We start from the raw sequence: 17,534 nt of genomic DNA on the forward strand, positions 1-17,534 counted from the left end.
TCTAAATGCCTGAAAAGCGGGAACTTGATAATATTTTTATGATAATAACTTATTCCCTTTTTATTAGTACCGGCCCATATAATACCTAAGTTATCCTTATAGAGTGTTGCGGTGTTTTGCCTTAATGAGGTAGGGTCATCTCCCTTATTTAGCAGATAGGTGATTGTCGCATTCTTTTTATCCAGCACATTTACCCCCCCATGGTCAGTTGCGATCCATATCAAGCCATCATTAGCCTGAACAATGTTGGTAATAAGGTTCGTTTTTAACTTTATCCCGGCTGATTCTTTATCAATATGCCTGAAAGTCCCTGTTGAAGGCTGGTAATAAAATAGGCCCAAATCATTGTACGGCAAGTAAAACCATAAATCACCATGGCGGTCGACGAGCAGTGCATAACGATCTTTCTTATTATTAGTTACCCTGTTAAATATGCTGGTGCGATAGCTGATCCTGTTAAGTTTAACATCAAGCATCTCCACCATTCCGTCAGTATAAACTATCCAAATATTGCCTTTAACGTCAGACGTGATATCCGCAATGGAACCTGGGTATAACGAGCCCCCCCCGTTAACACTGTGAAAATAACGCGTCGTCTTTTTGCTTATGGCGTTATATCTGTAAATGCCCGAATCGGCATATAAAAACCAAAAGTCTGCAGCGCTGCTGCGTTCAATTTTTTGAGGATCATTAACGGGTAGCTTCAAAGGACGTGACAATAATGACATATCATTATTAAACCGTTCTGTTTCCGGATCATAGAAACAGAAGCCGGGGGGAGTTGATATCCATAATTTTTTATCAGGGCCTTCAAAAATGCTTCTTATATAATCGAAATTAATAGAATTTTTGTTACTTGCGTCGTGCCTGAATACTTTAAAGTTATAACCGTCATACCTGTTGAGACCGGAAGAAGTACCAAACCACATAAACCCCTCAGAATCCTTAAAAATGCTGGTGATCTGACTGTGCGACAGCCCGTTACTTATATCAAGGTGCGAAAAACGGTATTGATTGCTTTGCGCAAAATTGTTCGTGTAAGCAAAAAACAACACTGAAACGACAATATAAAGTTTTAAATGCATTAAAATTTAGTTGAGATCTTCGAAATCGGGACCCTGGCCCTCAGCAAGCCGGTACACTTAGATAGTATAAAAGTAAGATAAAATCGTAAAAGTGGCAATTCCTTATCTACCAAGCGTTACTTCCCCCTCATTTTTGCGGCATTTTGTATTGATTAGTGCTATTTAGTGCCATTTAATCATTTATAGTCACAATGATTAAGATTGATTAAAAATGAGGAACAAATAGTAATGTGAGGAACAAATAGTAATGTGAGGAACAAATAAGGAACAACAAAAACGAATTTCAGTAACAAAATACGAAAATATACCGATCAGTCTTATTTGTAATTGCCTGAATACATGATGCTTAAGGAAAAGCAAATGGGATTTTTATTTTCTAAAATAAATTTACAAATACTCGATTATCAGTTATTTACGTCAGCTACTTACCGATACAAAACTTACTAAATATATTTTCCAGCAAATCATCGGTAGTAACCACGCCAGTAATCTCGCCCAGGTAGTGAAGGGCCTGCTTAATATCCATCGACAGAAAATCGGAAGTAATACTGCCGTCAATACCGCCTAAAACCCTTACCAGCGACTCTTCGGTTTTTTGAAGCGCCTCCAGGTGGCGAATATTGGTTACCAAGGTTTCGTCGCCGCTGAGCTGATCTTTGATGGCAGTGGTATAGATCTTGTTTTTAAGGTCGTCTATATGGAGTTTTTCTTTGGCTGAGACGAAGATAGTCTGAGTGTCTGGAAGTCCAGATGTCCGGAAGAACCCATCTATCCCTTCTAATTTTCCCTCTTTCGGACTTCCCGCACTTATTAAGTCCATTTTATTAGCCACCATAAGCATACCTACACCTGGCTTTTGCAGGCTTTCAAGGTCACTTTTAAGTTCTTCGAGGGTAATTAATTCAGCATCAAAAACATAGATCAACAGGGCCGACTGGCTTATCTTCTCCATGGTGCGCTGTACCCCTATTTGCTCAATTGCATCTGTAGCCTCGCGGATGCCAGCCGTATCTATCAATCTAAAATTGATGCCCTGTATATTCAGCACCTCCTCAATGGTATCCCGCGTAGTGCCAGGGATATGGCTTACAATGGCCCGTTCCTCGTTCAATAAGGCATTCAGCAGGGTCGATTTGCCTGCGTTCGGCCTGCCTGCTATAACGGTATTTACACCGTTCTTGATGGCATTACCGAGCTCGAAAGATTGGATCAGCCTGCCTACTATTTTGGTGATCTCATGGATCAGGCCTTTCAGTTGGTCGCGGTTGGCAAACTCAACATCCTCTTCGGCAAAGTCAAGTTCCAGCTCAATCAGCGAAGCAAAATTTACCAGTTGTTCGCGCAGGGTTTGCAACTGGGTACTAAAACCGCCCCTCAGTTGCTGCAAAGCCACCTGTTGCGATGCTTTGGAGTTGGAGGCAATCAGATCGGCAACAGCCTCGGCCTGGGATAAATCGAGCTGGCCGTTGAGAAAAGCCCTTAACGTAAACTCACCAGGCTTTGCAGAACGTGCCCCTTTTTTGATGAGCAACTTAATGATACTTTCAATAATATAACCCGAAGCATGGCAGGAAATTTCAACCACATTCTCGCGGGTGTATGACCGTGGCGCCACAAACAAGGAGGCCAGCACCTCATCCAAAACCAAATCGCCATCCACAATATGGCCGAAATGAATGGTATGTGAAGCTTGCTTAGTTAAATCCTTACCCTTCCAAACGCTGTTGGCTATGGCAATGGCATCGAACCCCGAAAGGCGGATCACCGCAATAGCGCCCATTCCGTTTGGGGTGGCAAGGGCAACGATAGTATCTTCGGAGTTGTGAGTTGTGAGTTGTGAGTTGTGAGTGTCCATAGTCGATGGTCAATAGTCCATAGCAAAAGGACTAAGGCACAAAAGTCGCAATTTAAGATCAATCTTCCTATCATCCTTTTGTAACCTAACTATAGACCATCGTCCATGGTCTATGGACTAAAAAAACTACCTTTGTCCCTATTATGGTAACTTTTTTTGAAGCTTCGCTCGATACTATTTCGGTACATCATGTTGGCAATCCATTGCAGGATGAGATGTACTCCTTGTCAGATAATCCGCTGGAATTGAAGGATGATATTATCCCCAATTTGTTGATGCAATACTTTTTAAAACCTTTTGAAAAAGCCAACGAGGTTTACCACCTGATGCACAGCAGCGGCGATCTCGCCCTTAACGAACTGCACAACTTTGCCACACAGGTATTTGAGGATAAAGAAAAGTTTCATGAGGCATCTGAAAAGATTGCCAAACACCTGTACAAAGTAACCACCCACCCCAACATCAAAGGCGGCGAACTTTATGTGGTGTACTTTAACAAGGTACAAATTGAAGGAAACCCACTGGATGCTATCGGCATTTTTAAATCAGAGAATAAAGAGACCTACCTGAAAGTTTACCCGGATAAGGGTGGTTTCCAGGTTGATTATGAGCAGGATGCCATCAACATCAACAAACTGGATAAAGGTGTTTTGATCTTTAATATCGAAAAAGAGAACGGTTATAAAGTAGTTGTTGTTGATAAAACCAATGGCGGACAAGATGCTGCCGTGTATTGGAAAGACGAGTTTTTACAACTCAGGATCCGTAACGACAGCTATAACCAAACCAGCAATACCCTGGGTATCTACAAAAATTTTGTTACCCAAAAGCTCGACGACCAGTTTGAAATGAGCAAGGCCGATAAAATTGACCTGCTTAACAAATCTATGAAGTATTTTAAGGAGAAAGAAACCTTTGATATGGACGAATTTGCCGGCGAAGTAATAGGCAACCCCGAAGCCATCGAATCGTTCAAAAATTTCAAGAACCAGTACGAGCAGGAGTTCGACAGCCCCATTGCCAACACCTTCGAAATTTCAGGCAATGCCGTAAAAAAGCAAGCCCGCGATTATAAAAGTGTACTAAAGCTTGATAAAAACTTCCACATCTATATCCACGGCGACAAAGAGCTCATTGAAAAAGGCTTCGACGACGGCAAGGCGATGAACTTTTACAAGGTTTATTTTAAGGAAGAAGCGTAGAGAATATAATCCCTATTTTAAGTATATTTGGATAAAGGAAAATAAAATGATCATTGAAAGAAACAGCAAAGAAGTCATCATAAGATTACCAGCCTCGGTTAATACTGATGACCTGCAGGATTTTATTGATTATGCCCGCTATAAAGAACTTACCTCAAAAAGCAAGGCTACCCAAAAAGAAATTGACGAACTGGCCAAAATTATTAATAAAGATTGGTGGGCAGAAAACAGAAAGCGCTTTATTAAATAACTATTAACTGTCATTCTTTATCTGATAATGAAAGTTGTAGTTGATACCAATATTATATTTAGTGCCCTCTTAAATCCAGGAAGTAAAATTGGAAAGATTGTTATTAATTCTAAAAATCACCTTCAATTTTATACTTGTGATTTCTTAAAAACCGAGCTTTTAAAACATCGTAATAAGTTACTTAAGCTCACTAAACTTTCTACTCGAGAACTTGAGGAATTAGAATTTTTAATCACCAAGCGTATTACATTTGTAAACGAAGGTTTACTACCTGTAAAAATTATTATGGCTACAGAAAAAGTGTTAGAAGATATCGATTTAAACGATACTCCTTTTGTTGCTTTAACTAAACACATCAAAGCAAAACTTTGGACCGGCGATAAAGAGTTGACTATAGGTCTTCAATCAAAAAAATTTATCGACACACTAACAACCAACGATCTATCTGATCTATTGGATAAATTGGAAGCGTAGAGACATATGTATAATTCAAAATCGTGAAGGTTTATCAAAAAATATCCTATCTGATAAACCTTTTTTATTGTTTTAAGTCCTACCTGCAACATTCAAACAATTTTTAGTTAACCAAATCACAACATCTAAATGAAAAGATCATTTATTATTTTATCCCTTCTATTTATCATTACAAGCTGTAAAGTCCCCAATTATGCAATTGGAATGGGCGAAAAAGAATTTACAGCTTCTCAAAAATACAATTTAGACTTAGTTGAGGCATCCCGGGGAAGATCCGTTTATAAAAGGGCTGTTGAAACTGATGGTAAAAGAGTAATCGCCAACATGTACTATTATTTTGCAGATGGCAAATTAGTACGCGCGGAACGTGTTGAATGCCCGCCGGAGATTATTATTGAACAAAGAAAAAGCTAAACGCATTAATTGCGTTATTACCAGGCTTACAGCATATGGTATTCTGTAAGCCTGGTTTATTTAAAGAGCTAATCCACCTCAACCAAACTACCTGCTCCGTAAGTAACCGCGTCTATCCTCTTCAAATGTAAATTAGTAACCGGTTTCACCACCAGTGGTATTTTTTCTATCCGGGTTTCGCTGGTATCCAGGCCGAAGGCTTTGGCTTCTGACTGGGCCAGTTTTTTGATGGCGAAATAACTGTTGAGGATAAAGCCTTCGCTTACACTGAACAGGTTGTTATAACTCAGGAATTTCTCCATGATCACAAACCTGAAATCGGCTGGGATCTTATATTCGTGAAGCGATGGGTAGTTACTTGTAATATCAATTTCCTGGCGCTTCACCATATCCTCTACTACATTGCGGAACAGCACGTTCACCCGCGGCTGGATCCTGAACCCTAAACGGTATTCAATGCGGATAACCTTGCCGGGCTCAATCTGGTCTACACTGTATTCCATAGTATAAGGTTCGGCGGTAGTTTCAATATGCACAAACCAGTAAGTATCGGCACGTTTGGGGCGACGGCTCATGATAGAGTAAATGATTTTTTCTTCTATTTGCTTACTGTTATTGGCTTTTGTTAAATAAATAAGGTGCGTGGCATATTTGTTAACAGTAGTATCAGCACTAAGTGCATTCAGCAGGGGCAGCTTTTCTTTGATATCAATAAAATTAAGGAAACGATTATTGATCTTGCGGGCCCTGAACCAGATGTACATAGTAAAGATCAACCCAACCTCGAAGCCTACAAAGAACAGTCTCTTTAATATTTTAACCGCGTTGGCTACAAAAAACGAGAACTCAACCGTTAAAAACACGCACAGTACAATGGTTACCAGCCACACGGGCCAGTGCTTTACGTAGCGCATAAAATAGTACATTAAAATGGTTGTGCTCAGCATGGCAATAGTGATGCTGAAACCATAAGCAGCCGTCATGGCGCTGGATGTGCGAAAATACAGCGAAACCAAAATACAGCCAACGCACAGGATCCAGTTAATACTGGGGATATAGATCTGTCCGCGAATGTTTGATGGATATTTGATAGTGATCCTTGGCCAGAAATTCATACTCACCGCCTCGCTGATGAGCGTAAACGAGCCGCTGATTAAAGCCTGGCTGGCAATGATGGTAGCCATGGTAGCCAGCGCAATACTCGGGATCAGGAACTGGTGGGGCACTATCTCGAAGAAAGGATTTACCCCGGTAAAATTCTTGGTTGGTGCCTGTGACAATACCCATGCGCCCTGCCCAAGATAGTTGAGGACAAGTGTGACTTTAACAAAGATCCAGCTTACCTGGATGTTTTTGCGGCCGCAATGACCAAGATCGGAGTATAATGCCTCGGCACCGGTAGTACACAAAAACACCGCGCCTAACAGCCAGAAACCCTGGGGGTGATCCATTAGTAAACGCGCCCCATAATAAGGGTTCAGGGCTTTAAATATACCGGGAGAATGTATCACCTGGATACCACCTAAAATGCCCAGCATCAAAAACCAAATTAGCATAATGGGGCCAAAAGCCGAGCCAACCACTTTGGTACCAAACTGCTGAAAAAAGAAAAGCAGGATGATTATGGCAATCACAATTAATAAAATAAGGTTATTACCCGGGATGATAACATCCGAAAAGTAGGGCACCAGGTTCAATCCCTCAATAGCCGATGTTACCGATATAGGCGGGGTAATTATACCATCGGCAAGCAAGGTACCTGCACCAATGATAGCCGGGATAGCCAGCCATTTGCCATAGCGCCTTACCAGGGCATACAGGGAGAAAATCCCGCCTTCGCCCTTGTTATCGGCCTGCAGGGTTATTACAATGTACTTAAAGGTTGTTTGCAGGGTAAGTGTCCAGAAGATACAGGAGATAGAGCCTAAAACAAGGGAGGAGTTAACCTTACCGCCCTCAACCAGCAGGGTTTGAAAAACGTAAAGGGGAGATGTACCGATATCGCCAAAAATGATACCGAGGGTAACTATCATACCCGCGAAAGTGATGTGCTTAACGTGCGAATTCATTTAATTAAGATAAAAATCAGGGGATTTGCAATGCGGTGATCCGGCTGCTTCAGAGAACATTGCCAGCCATACTGGTTTTTGGCAGCCGCAACAGGAAATAATATCACCATAAACTAATTTTACTAATAAATCCGCATGGCCAAAATACATGCCGACGATAGTCTTAATTTACTAATTAGCTATTTTACAAATACTTACCTGTTTTAAAGCAAATATAGTTGAGATGATAAAACCTATCATTTTGATAGGTTTTATCATTTTGATAGGAAAGAAGGGAAAGGCATGTTCAAGATATTTTTTACGAAATTGACCTAAAAACTACAGGATTATGCCGAATTTATTTCGGCATCCACATACAAAGTGCACAACATAATGGCTACCCTGTCTTGTCAGATCCTGAAACAAGTTCAGGATGACTTCAGTATAATGAAAATCAAACCCTAAAACTGTACGCCCCAGCGCTCTTCAATCCCCAGCCCAAACAATGCAAAATCATACTTTACGGGATCAAGCGGATCAAATTGTTTTAGCCTTTCGGTTAGTTCAACGGCGGTTTGCCAATCGGTTTGTTTGCGGGTGATGAGGAGGAGTTTGCGGGACACCCGATCCACATGCAGATCAAGAGGGCAAATCAGGTCTGCAGGTTTAATGCGGTTCCAGATGCCGAAATCTACACCATTATCGTCCTTGCGAACCATCCAGCGTAAAAACATATTGAGCCTTTTACAGGTTGATTTTTGTGAGGGCGAGGATACGTGTTTTTTGGTGCGATGCGGGTAATCGGGCAGAGAGAAAAAATACGAACGAAAGTAATTTAGATGATCTTTGGCCTCCCATCCACCTAAAAGGGGAGCTTTTTGATTTGCCTCCTGTTGTTCCCCCTTCAGGGGGTTAGGGGGCTTGGGAATAAAGGCATCTTCCAACGAGTCGAACCGTTCATAATGATATCTGAAAAAGCTAATGAAGTACAGCGTATCAATATCATTAAAGGTACGGTGCTTAAAGCTAAGGAGCTTTTTAAGATCGGGTTCTTCGTGGTTGATAATGAAATCGTAGGGCGCACCATCCATCAGGGTGATGAGTTCCCTGCATTTTTTGATAATGGTAACCCGCTGTCCCCAGGCCAGGGTAGCCGCCCAAAAACCCATGATCTCAATATCCTGCTTTTTGCTGAATGAGTGCGGGATAACTATAGGATCGTTCTCAATAAACTCCGGACGGTTGTATTGGGCGACTTTAGCATCGAGAAAGGATTGGAGGTTTTCGATCATTACATATAAAAAACGTCATTGCGAGGCACGAAGCAATCCCCGATTTGCTAAGTGGACTTGCATGTAGGGGATTGCTTCGTGCCTCGCAATGACGGGTAGGTTTTAACTCAATGCCTGACGAAGGTCTTCCAACAGATCCTCTATATCCTCTACCCCTACGCTTAAACGCAGCAGGTTATCAACCACACCGGCTTTTTCACGTTCGGCTTTGGGGATAGATCCGTGGGTCATGCTTACAGGGTGGTTGATCAGGGATTCCACACCGCCTAATGACTCAGCTAAAGCAAATACTTTAAATGATGATGCTATGCGGAATGTTTCCTGCAAATCAGCACCTTTTAGCACGATAGATATCATACCGCCAAAATCGCGCATCTGTTTTTTGGCAACTTCGTGATTTGGATGATCAGTAAAGCCCGGCCAGTAAATCTTTTCTACTTTGGGATGTGTTTTTAGGAATTCGGCTATCTGGCGGCCATTTTCGCAATGGGCCTTCATACGCAGGTGCAGGGTTTTTATGCCACGCAGCACCAGGAAGCTGTCCATAGGGCCAGGCGTTGCACCGCAGGCATTGTAAATGAACCAGAGCCTTTTGTACAATTCCTCATCGTTCATCATCAGGGCGCCCATTACCACGTCGCTATGCCCACCGATGTACTTGGTTACGGAGTGCATTACCAGGTTGGCACCCAAATCAATAGGATTTTGCAGGTATGGCGAAGCAAAGGTATTATCTACCACAAAAAGCAAATTTTTCTCTTTGGTTATTTTGCCTATAGCCTCAATATCCACAATTTGCATGGTTGGGTTTGTAGGCGTTTCTATCCAAACCAGTTTGGTATATGAGTTGGTATACTCGGCAACAATCTCGGGATCAGACAGATCCAGAAAATGAAACTTGATGCCATAGTTAGCATAAATCTTTGTAAAAATGCGGTACGAACCACCATACAGGTCATTACCGGTAATCACCTCATCGCCCGGCGATAACAATTTCATTACGGCATCGGTTGCACCCATTCCGCTTGAAAAAGCCAGGCCGAATTTGGCATTCTCCAATGCGGCCAAACAATCCTCAAGCGCTTTGCGGGTAGGATTGGTGCCACGCGAGTACTCATAGCCCTTATTATCACCCGGCGATTTTTGCCAGTAGGTGGATGTCTGGTATATCGGCGTCATGATAGCGCCTGTAGTTGGATCGGGCTCCTGCCCTGCGTGTATTGCTTTAGTTGCGAATTTCATTTCAGTTGCGTGTTATGTGTTGCGGGTTGCGGGTTACTTGTTACGCTTTTCACCCGCAACACGCAACCGGCAACACGCACCTAATTAATATGCCCGTGCAAACAAAACCCTCTGCGTCGACGGCTTGCCCGTCAAAATGCATTTCCCCTCTTCCTGTTTGTTATCCAAAGGTATGCAACGGATTGTCGCTTTAGTTTCCTCTTTTATCTTTTGTTCGGTTTCGGCTGTGCCATCCCAGTGGGCGCTCAGGAAACCTGGCTGCTCATCCAGCAGTCGTTTAAACTCCTCGTAGGTATCAACCTCGGTGGTGTTCCCCGCGCGGAAATCGAAAGCTTTTTTGTAGATATTGTTTTGAATTTCTTCTAATAAAGCTTCAATATATTGGGTCAAACCTACCTGGTTAACAGTCTCTTTGGTTTTTGTATCACGGCGGGCCAGTTCCACTGTTCCGTTTGTCATGTCGCGGCTGCCAATGGCAACGCGCAATGGAACGCCTTTCAACTCGTACTCGGCAAATTTCGCTCCGGGGCGGTGGGTATCGCGATTATCAAATTTCACAGAAATACCTTTACCCTTCAGTTCCTTTTTTAAAGTATCTACATAGGCAGATATATTATCCAATTCTTCCTGATGCTTGTAAATAGGCACAACTACAACTTGTATAGGGGCCAGTTTTGGTGGCAGTACCAGGCCGGCATCATCACTGTGAGCCATAATCAGCGCTCCTATTAAACGGGTAGATACCCCCCATGAGGTTGCCCAAACATGTTCAATTTTATTTTCTTTATTGGTAAATTTCACATCAAACGCCTTGGCAAAATTTTGCCCCAAAAAATGCGATGTACCGGCTTGCAGGGCTTTACCATCCTGCATTAATGCCTCAATGCAATAAGTGTCCAAAGCACCGGCAAAACGCTCATTGGGGGTTTTACGGCCTTTTACTACAGGGAGGGCCATCCAGTTCTCGGCAAAATCGGCATAAACGTTAAGCATCTGCTCGGTTTCGGCTATAGCTTCTTCTGCTGTGGCATGGGCAGTGTGGCCTTCCTGCCATAAAAACTCGCTGGTGCGTAAAAACAAACGGGTACGCATTTCCCAGCGCATTACGTTGGCCCATTGGTTAACCAGGATAGGCAGGTCGCGGTATGATTGAATCCAGCCTTTGTAGGTGTTCCAGATAATGGTTTCGGATGTTGGGCGAATGATAAGCTCTTCTTCCAGTTTGGCATCCTCATCAACTATAATATTTCCGTCACCATCGTTTTTAAGGCGATAGTGCGTTACAACAGCGCATTCCTTGGCAAAACCCTCAACATGGCTGGCTTCTTTACTAAAAAATGATTTGGGTATCAACAGCGGAAAATAGGCATTGCTATGCCCAGTATCTTTAAACATTCCGTCAAGCACGGCCTGGATCTTTTCCCATATAGAGTAACCATAGGGTTTAATGATCATACAGCCCCTAACCGGCGAATATTCGGCCATGTCAGATTTAATTACTAAGTCGTTAAACCATTGCGAATAATCTTCGTCTTTACTAATAACACCTTTGCTCATATTGATTGAATAGAATTTGACTTTGCAATTATTGTATATTGCGCTCAAATTTATAAATTTAAAACTTATTCGAACCCGAACTTTTACAAACCTGAATATGAAACGGAACATTGCAATAGGAATTTTTTTCTTCAGTGCCTTTGCACTGAGTTCCTGCTCTACCCAAAAACTCGCTACCACCGCCAATACCGACGACGTTTATTTTTCAAATGCCAAAGCCGGTGATGAGCCTATTTACGCTACTCAGCCTGTTTACAATCAAAATGATGCCGATAATCAGCAACAGGAAGAAGATAGCGATGATTACTTTTACTATGATGATTATGCATCGCGCATAAACCGTTTCAGTTATTACTCTCCGTTTAGTTATTATGATAATTTATATTACGGTTACAGCAATCCATATTATAACGGCGGCTTTAGCTTAGGCTTTAATTACGGCCCGTATGGCTATGGTTACTCACCATACGCTTATGGCGGCGGCTTTGGCGGCTGGGGTTTAGGATATGGTTATGGTGGCTGGGGATTAGGTTTTGGCTCCGGATACGGCTATGGCGGCTGGGGATTAGGATATGGGTATGGTGGCTATGGTGGTTTATACGGCTGCGCCTTTTATGGCGGCGGGTATGGGTATCCAGCCTATGTATCATCGGGTACGCCGCGTCCTGTACGCGGTACGGGTAGCCCTTTAAGCGGGCGTGGTTCGGTAAGTGCTTATGGTCGCGGTACACGTATTGGCGGTCCGGCATCAAATTCAAGTTCAAGAACAGGCATAGGTTATATACCTGGTGGCCGGGCAAACCGGACTACCGATGGCATAACCCGCGGTAATTCGAATAACAATAATAACAGTTACTCCCGCGATTCGCGCCCGGTAAGGCAACAGGATACCAGGCCGGCAACGCAAAGTGTTGATCGTTCACAACCTACTCCATCATCTCCATCAAACTCGGGCAGCGGCTCAAGAAGCAGCGGCGGAAGCAGTAGCAGCGGCGGTGGTGGCGGCAGACCAGTTAGACCATAATTTTATCAGCATATATCTATGAAAATTAAATATTTACTAAGTGTAATTGCTATAGTAGCATTTACTGAAGATAGTTTTGCGCAGTATTCGCAGGATGCTATACGCTTCAGCACCTTTCAAACCGGGTCAACATCACGTATTAAGGCAGTAGGCAATGCAGGAACAGCTGTAGGCGGCGACTTAAGCTCGATAAGCGGCAACCCCGCAGGCCTGGGATTTTTTACCCACTCGGAGGTAAGCATAACGCCCGAGTATAATGGCTCAAAGGTAAATTCTACTTACCTTGGCCAGTTTGGTACCGACAGCAAGAATAACCTGAATTTTAGTAATGCTTCGGTGGCAATTTACCAGCGGTTAAATACACCAAAGGGCCGCGATAAAACAAAAGGATGGGTAAGTATTAATTATGGAGCCGCTTACAGCCGTACCAATAATTTTTACGAAAACATAACTTACGGCGGTAAAAACGCATCCAACTCGATAGGTAATTATTATGCCGATATTGCCAATGCAAATGGCCAGGTAAGCGAGGGCGGACTTGATGATTGGGCTTATCAGCAAAACCTGATTGATAGTTATAGTACTACAGGAGGCGGGTCTGAATACCGCAGAAATGCATTTGGCACCGTAGACCAGTTAAGCAATACTATACGCTCGGGCGGGCAATCAGAAGTAAACCTTGCTTTTGGAGCCAATTACAGCAATAAACTGTATTTAGGTTTAGGTGTATCATTATCAGATATAAGGTATAACTCATACAGTGTATTTAACGAAACAGGCAATGCAAACATACTTGTAAATAATATCGGCACCGATGTAGGCTTTAATTCGGGGTTTGTGCAGGATCAGATCACCAAGGGATCTGGCGGTAATGTTAAGTTGGGTTTAATTTACAAACCGGTTAATGCCCTGCGCCTGGGTGTTACAGTTACCTCGCCAACATTTTATACTATCGACGACTCCTACGATGAAAGCCTTTCAACCAAATTCAATAACGGAAGCAACTTTAGTAATGGTCCGCAGGATTATTCTTTATCCTACAACATGCGTACGCCATTTAAATTTACTGGTGGCGCTGCCATATTTATTGGTAAATACGGTTTTATTTCTGGCGATATAGATTACATTGATTATACTACCACCCACATCAGCAGCAACGACAGCTATACCGCCGATTTTGACAACGGTAATATTAAAGCGCTTTACCGCTCAACCGTAAACGCCCGCGTGGGAGCCGAAGCCCGTTTAAACAGCATGTTTTACCTGCGTGGCGGCTACAGCATACAAGGTAGCCCGCTTAAACAAAATGGCAGCGATATTAAAACCATAACCGGCGGCGTTGGCGTAAGGTTTGGCAGTTACTATGTAGATGCTACTTATGCACATTTAAGCGGCAACCAAACAGTTTACCCTTATGAGATAGGCGCGGCAAGCCCATCGGCAGCTCTTAAAAAGACAAATAACAATGCTTTCCTTACTTTAGGGTATGCATTTTAACGAACAGCAATAATTATAACAAAAGCGCCGCCGCATTATAAAATATGCAGGCGGCGTTTCATTTTTAAAATGACTTTAGATTACATCCTATTTCTGAACGAAAAAATTATAAGTGCCCGAGTCGGAGATATTGCCGTTTGCATCTATGGTAACCACGCGCCAGTAATAGGTAGTATTTGCTCCAACTGTTACATCATTCAAAAAACTATCAGTAATATGGTTTCTGAACAAAGTGGGGTTGTTTGATGGGCCGAAATACACATCGTAAGCAACGATATTTGAACTTACCGAACTTCCCTTCCACGTTAGATTTACTTTAATAGTACCCGAACTCATGATAGCGCCAAACGCGGGCGCGGTAATTTCTGCGGGGAAAGGTGCATAAGTAACAATCCCTGCACCAGCGTTGTAAAATTTCCAGGTATCGCTTTTGCTTACAACTGATGACTTATTTGATTTAGAGCTGATGTACCAGGAGTACGGTGTGTTACGAAGCAGTTTTGCCGTTGCATTAGTTGCTGATACGGTTTGGGTAGTTGCTGCTTTTGTTAAAAGATTGGTTATCGTTAAATCATACTTGTCTGTATTTTGCGATGAATTCCATGAAAAAGAAACCGAACTTTCTGTAGCCGACAATACTGTTCCCGTAAGACAGGGCTGATCTTTTAAAGGCGCAGATAAAGTTGCAATGCCCGGTGGGGGTGTGGGTTCTTTTTTTCCGCATGATACAATAGCCAATATTGTTATTAAACTTAAAATACGCTTGATCATTTTTTTACAATTTTATATCCGGATTTATTATTATCGAGGTTTAAATTAAGGTAGTATACCCCATTTGGAAAGCCCGACATATCAAACTGCATCACGCCCGACTGATTTGTATATTTACTATTAAGCATCGTTTTGCCACTCATTGTGTTAACTATGTTTACGCCTATGTTATTAACAGTTTGGTTACCAATATTCACGTTAAGCACATTTTGAAATGGATTGGGAAATGGAATAATTTTATCGGCCACTACAATAACTTTTTCTACTACGCCCTGGCATAAGTTATCGGTAGTGATACTTAATTTATTGTATCCTGCGGCAAGCGGTAAGCTTATTTGCTTTTCAGTTGTGTTATAGGTCATACTGTTTAACACTATCCTGAAAGAAGTTCCGCCATCCAACTGTAAATTCAGGTTATTTAGCTTTTGATCAACCGTTGAATAAACCGACAGGTCCTTAGGTTCGGTAACCTTTAACTGGAAACATTGGCTGTATATTTCACCGTCGACCGAAAAACAAATACTGTAGTTACCCGGCGAAAGATTGTTTATAGAAAGTGAATCGGTAAAAGGATAGGATTTGTTAATGTTATTGCCCGAAAAAGCTGCAGAATATTTGAGCCGCTGCTGCGCAGCTATGTGAATAGATCCATTATTGCTGCCTTTACAGGTTGCACCGGCAATACTTATTTTAAAGTTACCAGGTGGCAGCTGCAACTGCGATAAAACACTGGTATACAATGAATACGTGGTGTAATTATTAGCAGTAATTGCTACCGAATATCCTCCCGTTTTTGTAGCTACATAGGTACTGGCCGTGGCCCCGCTGATGTTTTTTCCATCTGCGGCCCATTGGTAAGTATAACCGGTAGTTGGGGAAGCCGATAGAGTAACACTGCCCCCGTTAACAATAGTAGTTGAACCCGTGGCTGCAATAACAGGTACAGGGGCCACAATAAGCTTACCGGCAACATAGTTAAACGAATAATTTTTAGCATCGGCTCCTTTTACCGTTATGGGATAAGTACCGGCTGCCGAACCCGAAGTAGCTGTTGTACTAATGGATGGCCTGGTAATTAATACAGTTGTATCCTCGGCATAAACAAAGCCTTTGTAATTGGCCGTTAAAGGCGGATTATCTTTTAGCGCTGTTTTTATTTTATCATCGGCAGTAACGGTTAAAACCGCTTTATTAACCGTTAAAGGCTGACTAACCGGCGTAGCGGCCTTATAATTGCTATTTCCATCCTGATTGGCGGTGATAGTAGTGGTGCCTGCGCCGGTAATATGAATTTTGTTGCTCACAATAGTTGCAACAGCAGGATTGCTGCTGCTGTATTTTATGGCAATCAGCGTATCGGTACTTGTTGCCGGTGGCGCATAATCAACATTGCCATAGCTAAGCGGCGATAGCTTATTAAACGTAATGGTTTGGGTAGCAATACCAACACTGATATTAATTTTATTGTTTGCCGAGCCACTATTATTATAGGCTGTTATTACATAATCTTTGGCGGCGGTAACCGTTGTGGGAGTTCCAACAATTGTGCCTGTACTATCAATACTTAAACCAGCGGGCAGGCGGGGGCTCACAGTATAGCCATTAACAGCTACTTTCCGAATCCGGTCGTTACCCTGATCGGCAATCAACAGGTTGTTCTGCCCGTCAAAGGTTAAACCCATACTTCCCCTATAGCTGCTTAAAGTATCGGTAGCATCGTTAAAAGTTCTGTATGAGCCACCAGAAAATGGATGCGACCCTATTTGTTTACCATTACCATCAAACTGTATTATACCAAAATCCTCTACAGTTGACAGGTATACCCGGTTTAAGTTATCAACAGCAATACCGTAAGGTGATGTATAGGTAGTATCAGTAAAATTGCTAACCCAGCCCGGATTACCAGGAATAACCTTCCTTATACAGTTATTCCCCTGATCGGCTACATATATTACTCCATTCTTATCAACCGCGACGCTGTACGGTATTTTAAAAGTTGCTCTTGTGGTAATTCCGTCTGCACGTCCGGGCGCACCTGTACCGGCTATAGTAGTTACATCTCCCCGTGGCGAAATCCTCCTTATCTTGTTATTATAAGTATCTGCTACTATGATATCGCCCGATAGCGGATCGAAAACTAAGCTATAGGGAAGGTTAAAGCGTGCTGATGTACCGTTTGCATCTTTATTTCCATAGTTCACACTACCGGCAAACGTACTTACGAAACCGGTTGGTGTAATCTTCCTGATCATGTTATTGCCAAAATCAGCTACATACACGTTATCGTTTTTATCTACTGTTACTCCTGTAGGATAATTAAATCTCGCAGCGGTATCCTGTCCGTTTTTTGCGTCTTTTTTTGGGTTCCCGGCAAATGTACTTACCAAACCTTTAGCCGAGATCTTCCTGATCATATTTAAATTGGCATCTGCCACATACATATTTCCTTTACTGTCAAAAGCAACGCTTACCGGGTTTTCAAAACGGGCATATTTGGCCAGGGTGTCTTTATAGCCATAAAAACCGCTCCCGGCCAGGGTACTTACTTTTGAATAAACCTCATCGGGGATAGGGCCACCGGTACTTTTAGGGGCTACCGGACTTATTTTAGTACCAACAGTAAATTTTTGCGGAGTGGCATAACTGAAAGCCGGAATTTGGGCATAACTATTTTTTGAAAAAATAAGCAGTATTACAAAAGTTACTAAAAAGTAAATTTTCTTCATATTATCGGTTTAGGAATTTACAAGAAAAGTTTGAGTTAAAATTTTATGGAAAAATATCCAAAAAAACCATAACTATCAAATGGTTAAACAGAATGTT

At 42.4% G+C, this 17,534-nt stretch carries 14 protein-coding genes; 6 read left to right on the forward strand and 8 right to left on the reverse strand.

Going from position 1 to position 17,534, the window contains the following annotated elements; all coding sequences use genetic code 11:
- Both AC1DQW_RS17880 and mnmE read right to left on the reverse strand, forming a co-directional pair.
- Window positions 1-1,085, reverse strand: a 1,085-nt coding sequence (locus tag AC1DQW_RS17880; RefSeq protein ID WP_477455327.1) for a ligand-binding sensor domain-containing protein, incomplete at its 3' end; no start/stop codon positions are given.
- A gap of 421 nt (window positions 1,086-1,506) precedes the next feature.
- On the reverse strand, window positions 1,507-2,940 hold the full coding sequence (gene mnmE / locus AC1DQW_RS17885) for a tRNA uridine-5-carboxymethylaminomethyl(34) synthesis GTPase MnmE (protein ID WP_477455328.1): 1,434 nt from the start codon (window positions 2,938-2,940) through the stop codon (window positions 1,507-1,509).
- Between the two features lie 143 nt (window positions 2,941-3,083).
- Here mnmE and AC1DQW_RS17890 point away from each other — a divergent pair, with 143 nt between their 5' ends.
- From AC1DQW_RS17890 to AC1DQW_RS17905, 4 genes are all read left to right on the forward strand, one after another.
- A complete protein-coding gene (locus tag AC1DQW_RS17890) occupies window positions 3,084-4,142 on the forward strand; it encodes a nucleoid-associated protein (RefSeq protein WP_477455329.1) in 1,059 nt (352 codons plus the stop codon).
- A 46-nt stretch (window positions 4,143-4,188) separates the two neighbouring features.
- Entirely contained in the window at window positions 4,189-4,392 is a 204-nt protein-coding gene (locus AC1DQW_RS17895) for a hypothetical protein (RefSeq protein ID WP_477455330.1), read from the forward strand.
- 27 nt (window positions 4,393-4,419) lie between these two features.
- A complete protein-coding gene (locus AC1DQW_RS17900; protein WP_477455331.1) occupies window positions 4,420-4,866 on the forward strand; it encodes a PIN domain-containing protein in 447 nt (148 codons plus the stop codon).
- 129 nt (window positions 4,867-4,995) lie between these two features.
- Window positions 4,996-5,280, forward strand: coding sequence for a hypothetical protein (locus tag AC1DQW_RS17905; protein WP_477407112.1), 285 nt, complete (start codon window positions 4,996-4,998; stop codon window positions 5,278-5,280).
- Window positions 5,281-5,348: 68 nt separating this feature from the next.
- On the opposite strand, the gene AC1DQW_RS17910 is transcribed toward AC1DQW_RS17905, so the two are convergent.
- The 4 genes from AC1DQW_RS17910 to proS all read right to left on the reverse strand — a co-directional run bounded on the left by AC1DQW_RS17910 (window position 5,349) and on the right by proS (window position 11,419).
- Window positions 5,349-7,349, reverse strand: a complete 2,001-nt coding sequence (locus tag AC1DQW_RS17910; RefSeq protein ID WP_477455332.1) for a KUP/HAK/KT family potassium transporter — start codon at window positions 7,347-7,349, stop codon at window positions 5,349-5,351.
- Window positions 7,350-7,789: 440 nt separating this feature from the next.
- Window positions 7,790-8,620 carry a TIGR02757 family protein gene (locus tag AC1DQW_RS17915; RefSeq protein ID WP_477455333.1) on the reverse strand — a complete coding sequence of 277 codons (831 nt, stop codon included), beginning with the start codon at window positions 8,618-8,620 and terminating at the stop codon, window positions 7,790-7,792.
- Between the two features lie 102 nt (window positions 8,621-8,722).
- Window positions 8,723-9,862 carry a cystathionine gamma-synthase gene (locus AC1DQW_RS17920; protein ID WP_477455334.1) on the reverse strand — a complete coding sequence of 380 codons (1,140 nt, stop codon included), beginning with the start codon at window positions 9,860-9,862 and terminating at the stop codon, window positions 8,723-8,725.
- A gap of 84 nt (window positions 9,863-9,946) precedes the next feature.
- Window positions 9,947-11,419: a proline--tRNA ligase gene (gene proS, locus AC1DQW_RS17925; protein WP_477455335.1), complete on the reverse strand. Its 1,473-nt coding sequence runs from the start codon at window positions 11,417-11,419 to the stop codon at window positions 9,947-9,949.
- A gap of 97 nt (window positions 11,420-11,516) precedes the next feature.
- Between proS and AC1DQW_RS17930 the strand changes: the two genes are divergently transcribed.
- Together AC1DQW_RS17930 and AC1DQW_RS17935 are read left to right on the forward strand one after the other, a co-directional pair.
- A complete protein-coding gene (locus AC1DQW_RS17930) occupies window positions 11,517-12,443 on the forward strand; it encodes a hypothetical protein (protein WP_477455336.1) in 927 nt (308 codons plus the stop codon).
- 18 nt (window positions 12,444-12,461) lie between these two features.
- A complete protein-coding gene (locus AC1DQW_RS17935; protein WP_477455337.1) occupies window positions 12,462-13,940 on the forward strand; it encodes an OmpP1/FadL family transporter in 1,479 nt (492 codons plus the stop codon).
- An 87-nt stretch (window positions 13,941-14,027) separates the two neighbouring features.
- Here AC1DQW_RS17935 and AC1DQW_RS17940 read toward each other — a convergent pair whose 3' ends face one another.
- Together AC1DQW_RS17940 and AC1DQW_RS17945 are read right to left on the reverse strand one after the other, a co-directional pair.
- Entirely contained in the window at window positions 14,028-14,711 is a 684-nt protein-coding gene (locus tag AC1DQW_RS17940) for a hypothetical protein (RefSeq protein ID WP_477455338.1), read from the reverse strand.
- On the reverse strand, window positions 14,708-17,437 hold the full coding sequence (locus AC1DQW_RS17945; RefSeq protein ID WP_477455339.1) for an MBG domain-containing protein: 2,730 nt from the start codon (window positions 17,435-17,437) through the stop codon (window positions 14,708-14,710). Before AC1DQW_RS17945 ends, AC1DQW_RS17940 begins: the two co-directional genes overlap by 4 nt.
- Between the last annotated feature and the right edge of the window lie 97 nt (window positions 17,438-17,534).

The organism is Mucilaginibacter sp. P5_A4 (assembly GCF_056400605.1).

Coding starts and splice junctions, on each gene's coding strand:
- AC1DQW_RS17930 (WP_477455336.1), top strand. CDS start 11,517: ATGAAACGGAACATTGCAATAGGAATTTTTTTCTTCAGTGCCTTTGCA.
- AC1DQW_RS17945 (WP_477455339.1), bottom strand. CDS start 17,437: ATGAAGAAAATTTACTTTTTAGTAACTTTTGTAATACTGCTTATTTTT.
- AC1DQW_RS17935 (WP_477455337.1), top strand. CDS start 12,462: ATGAAAATTAAATATTTACTAAGTGTAATTGCTATAGTAGCATTTACT.
- AC1DQW_RS17895 (WP_477455330.1), top strand. CDS start 4,189: ATGATCATTGAAAGAAACAGCAAAGAAGTCATCATAAGATTACCAGCC.
- AC1DQW_RS17920 (WP_477455334.1), bottom strand. CDS start 9,862: ATGAAATTCGCAACTAAAGCAATACACGCAGGGCAGGAGCCCGATCCA.
- AC1DQW_RS17910 (WP_477455332.1), bottom strand. CDS start 7,349: ATGAATTCGCACGTTAAGCACATCACTTTCGCGGGTATGATAGTTACC.
- AC1DQW_RS17915 (WP_477455333.1), bottom strand. CDS start 8,620: ATGATCGAAAACCTCCAATCCTTTCTCGATGCTAAAGTCGCCCAATAC.
- mnmE (WP_477455328.1), bottom strand. CDS start 2,940: ATGGACACTCACAACTCACAACTCACAACTCACAACTCCGAAGATACT.
- AC1DQW_RS17890 (WP_477455329.1), top strand. CDS start 3,084: ATGGTAACTTTTTTTGAAGCTTCGCTCGATACTATTTCGGTACATCAT.
- proS (WP_477455335.1), bottom strand. CDS start 11,419: ATGAGCAAAGGTGTTATTAGTAAAGACGAAGATTATTCGCAATGGTTT.
- AC1DQW_RS17905 (WP_477407112.1), top strand. CDS start 4,996: ATGAAAAGATCATTTATTATTTTATCCCTTCTATTTATCATTACAAGC.
- AC1DQW_RS17940 (WP_477455338.1), bottom strand. CDS start 14,711: ATGATCAAGCGTATTTTAAGTTTAATAACAATATTGGCTATTGTATCA.
- AC1DQW_RS17900 (WP_477455331.1), top strand. CDS start 4,420: ATGAAAGTTGTAGTTGATACCAATATTATATTTAGTGCCCTCTTAAAT.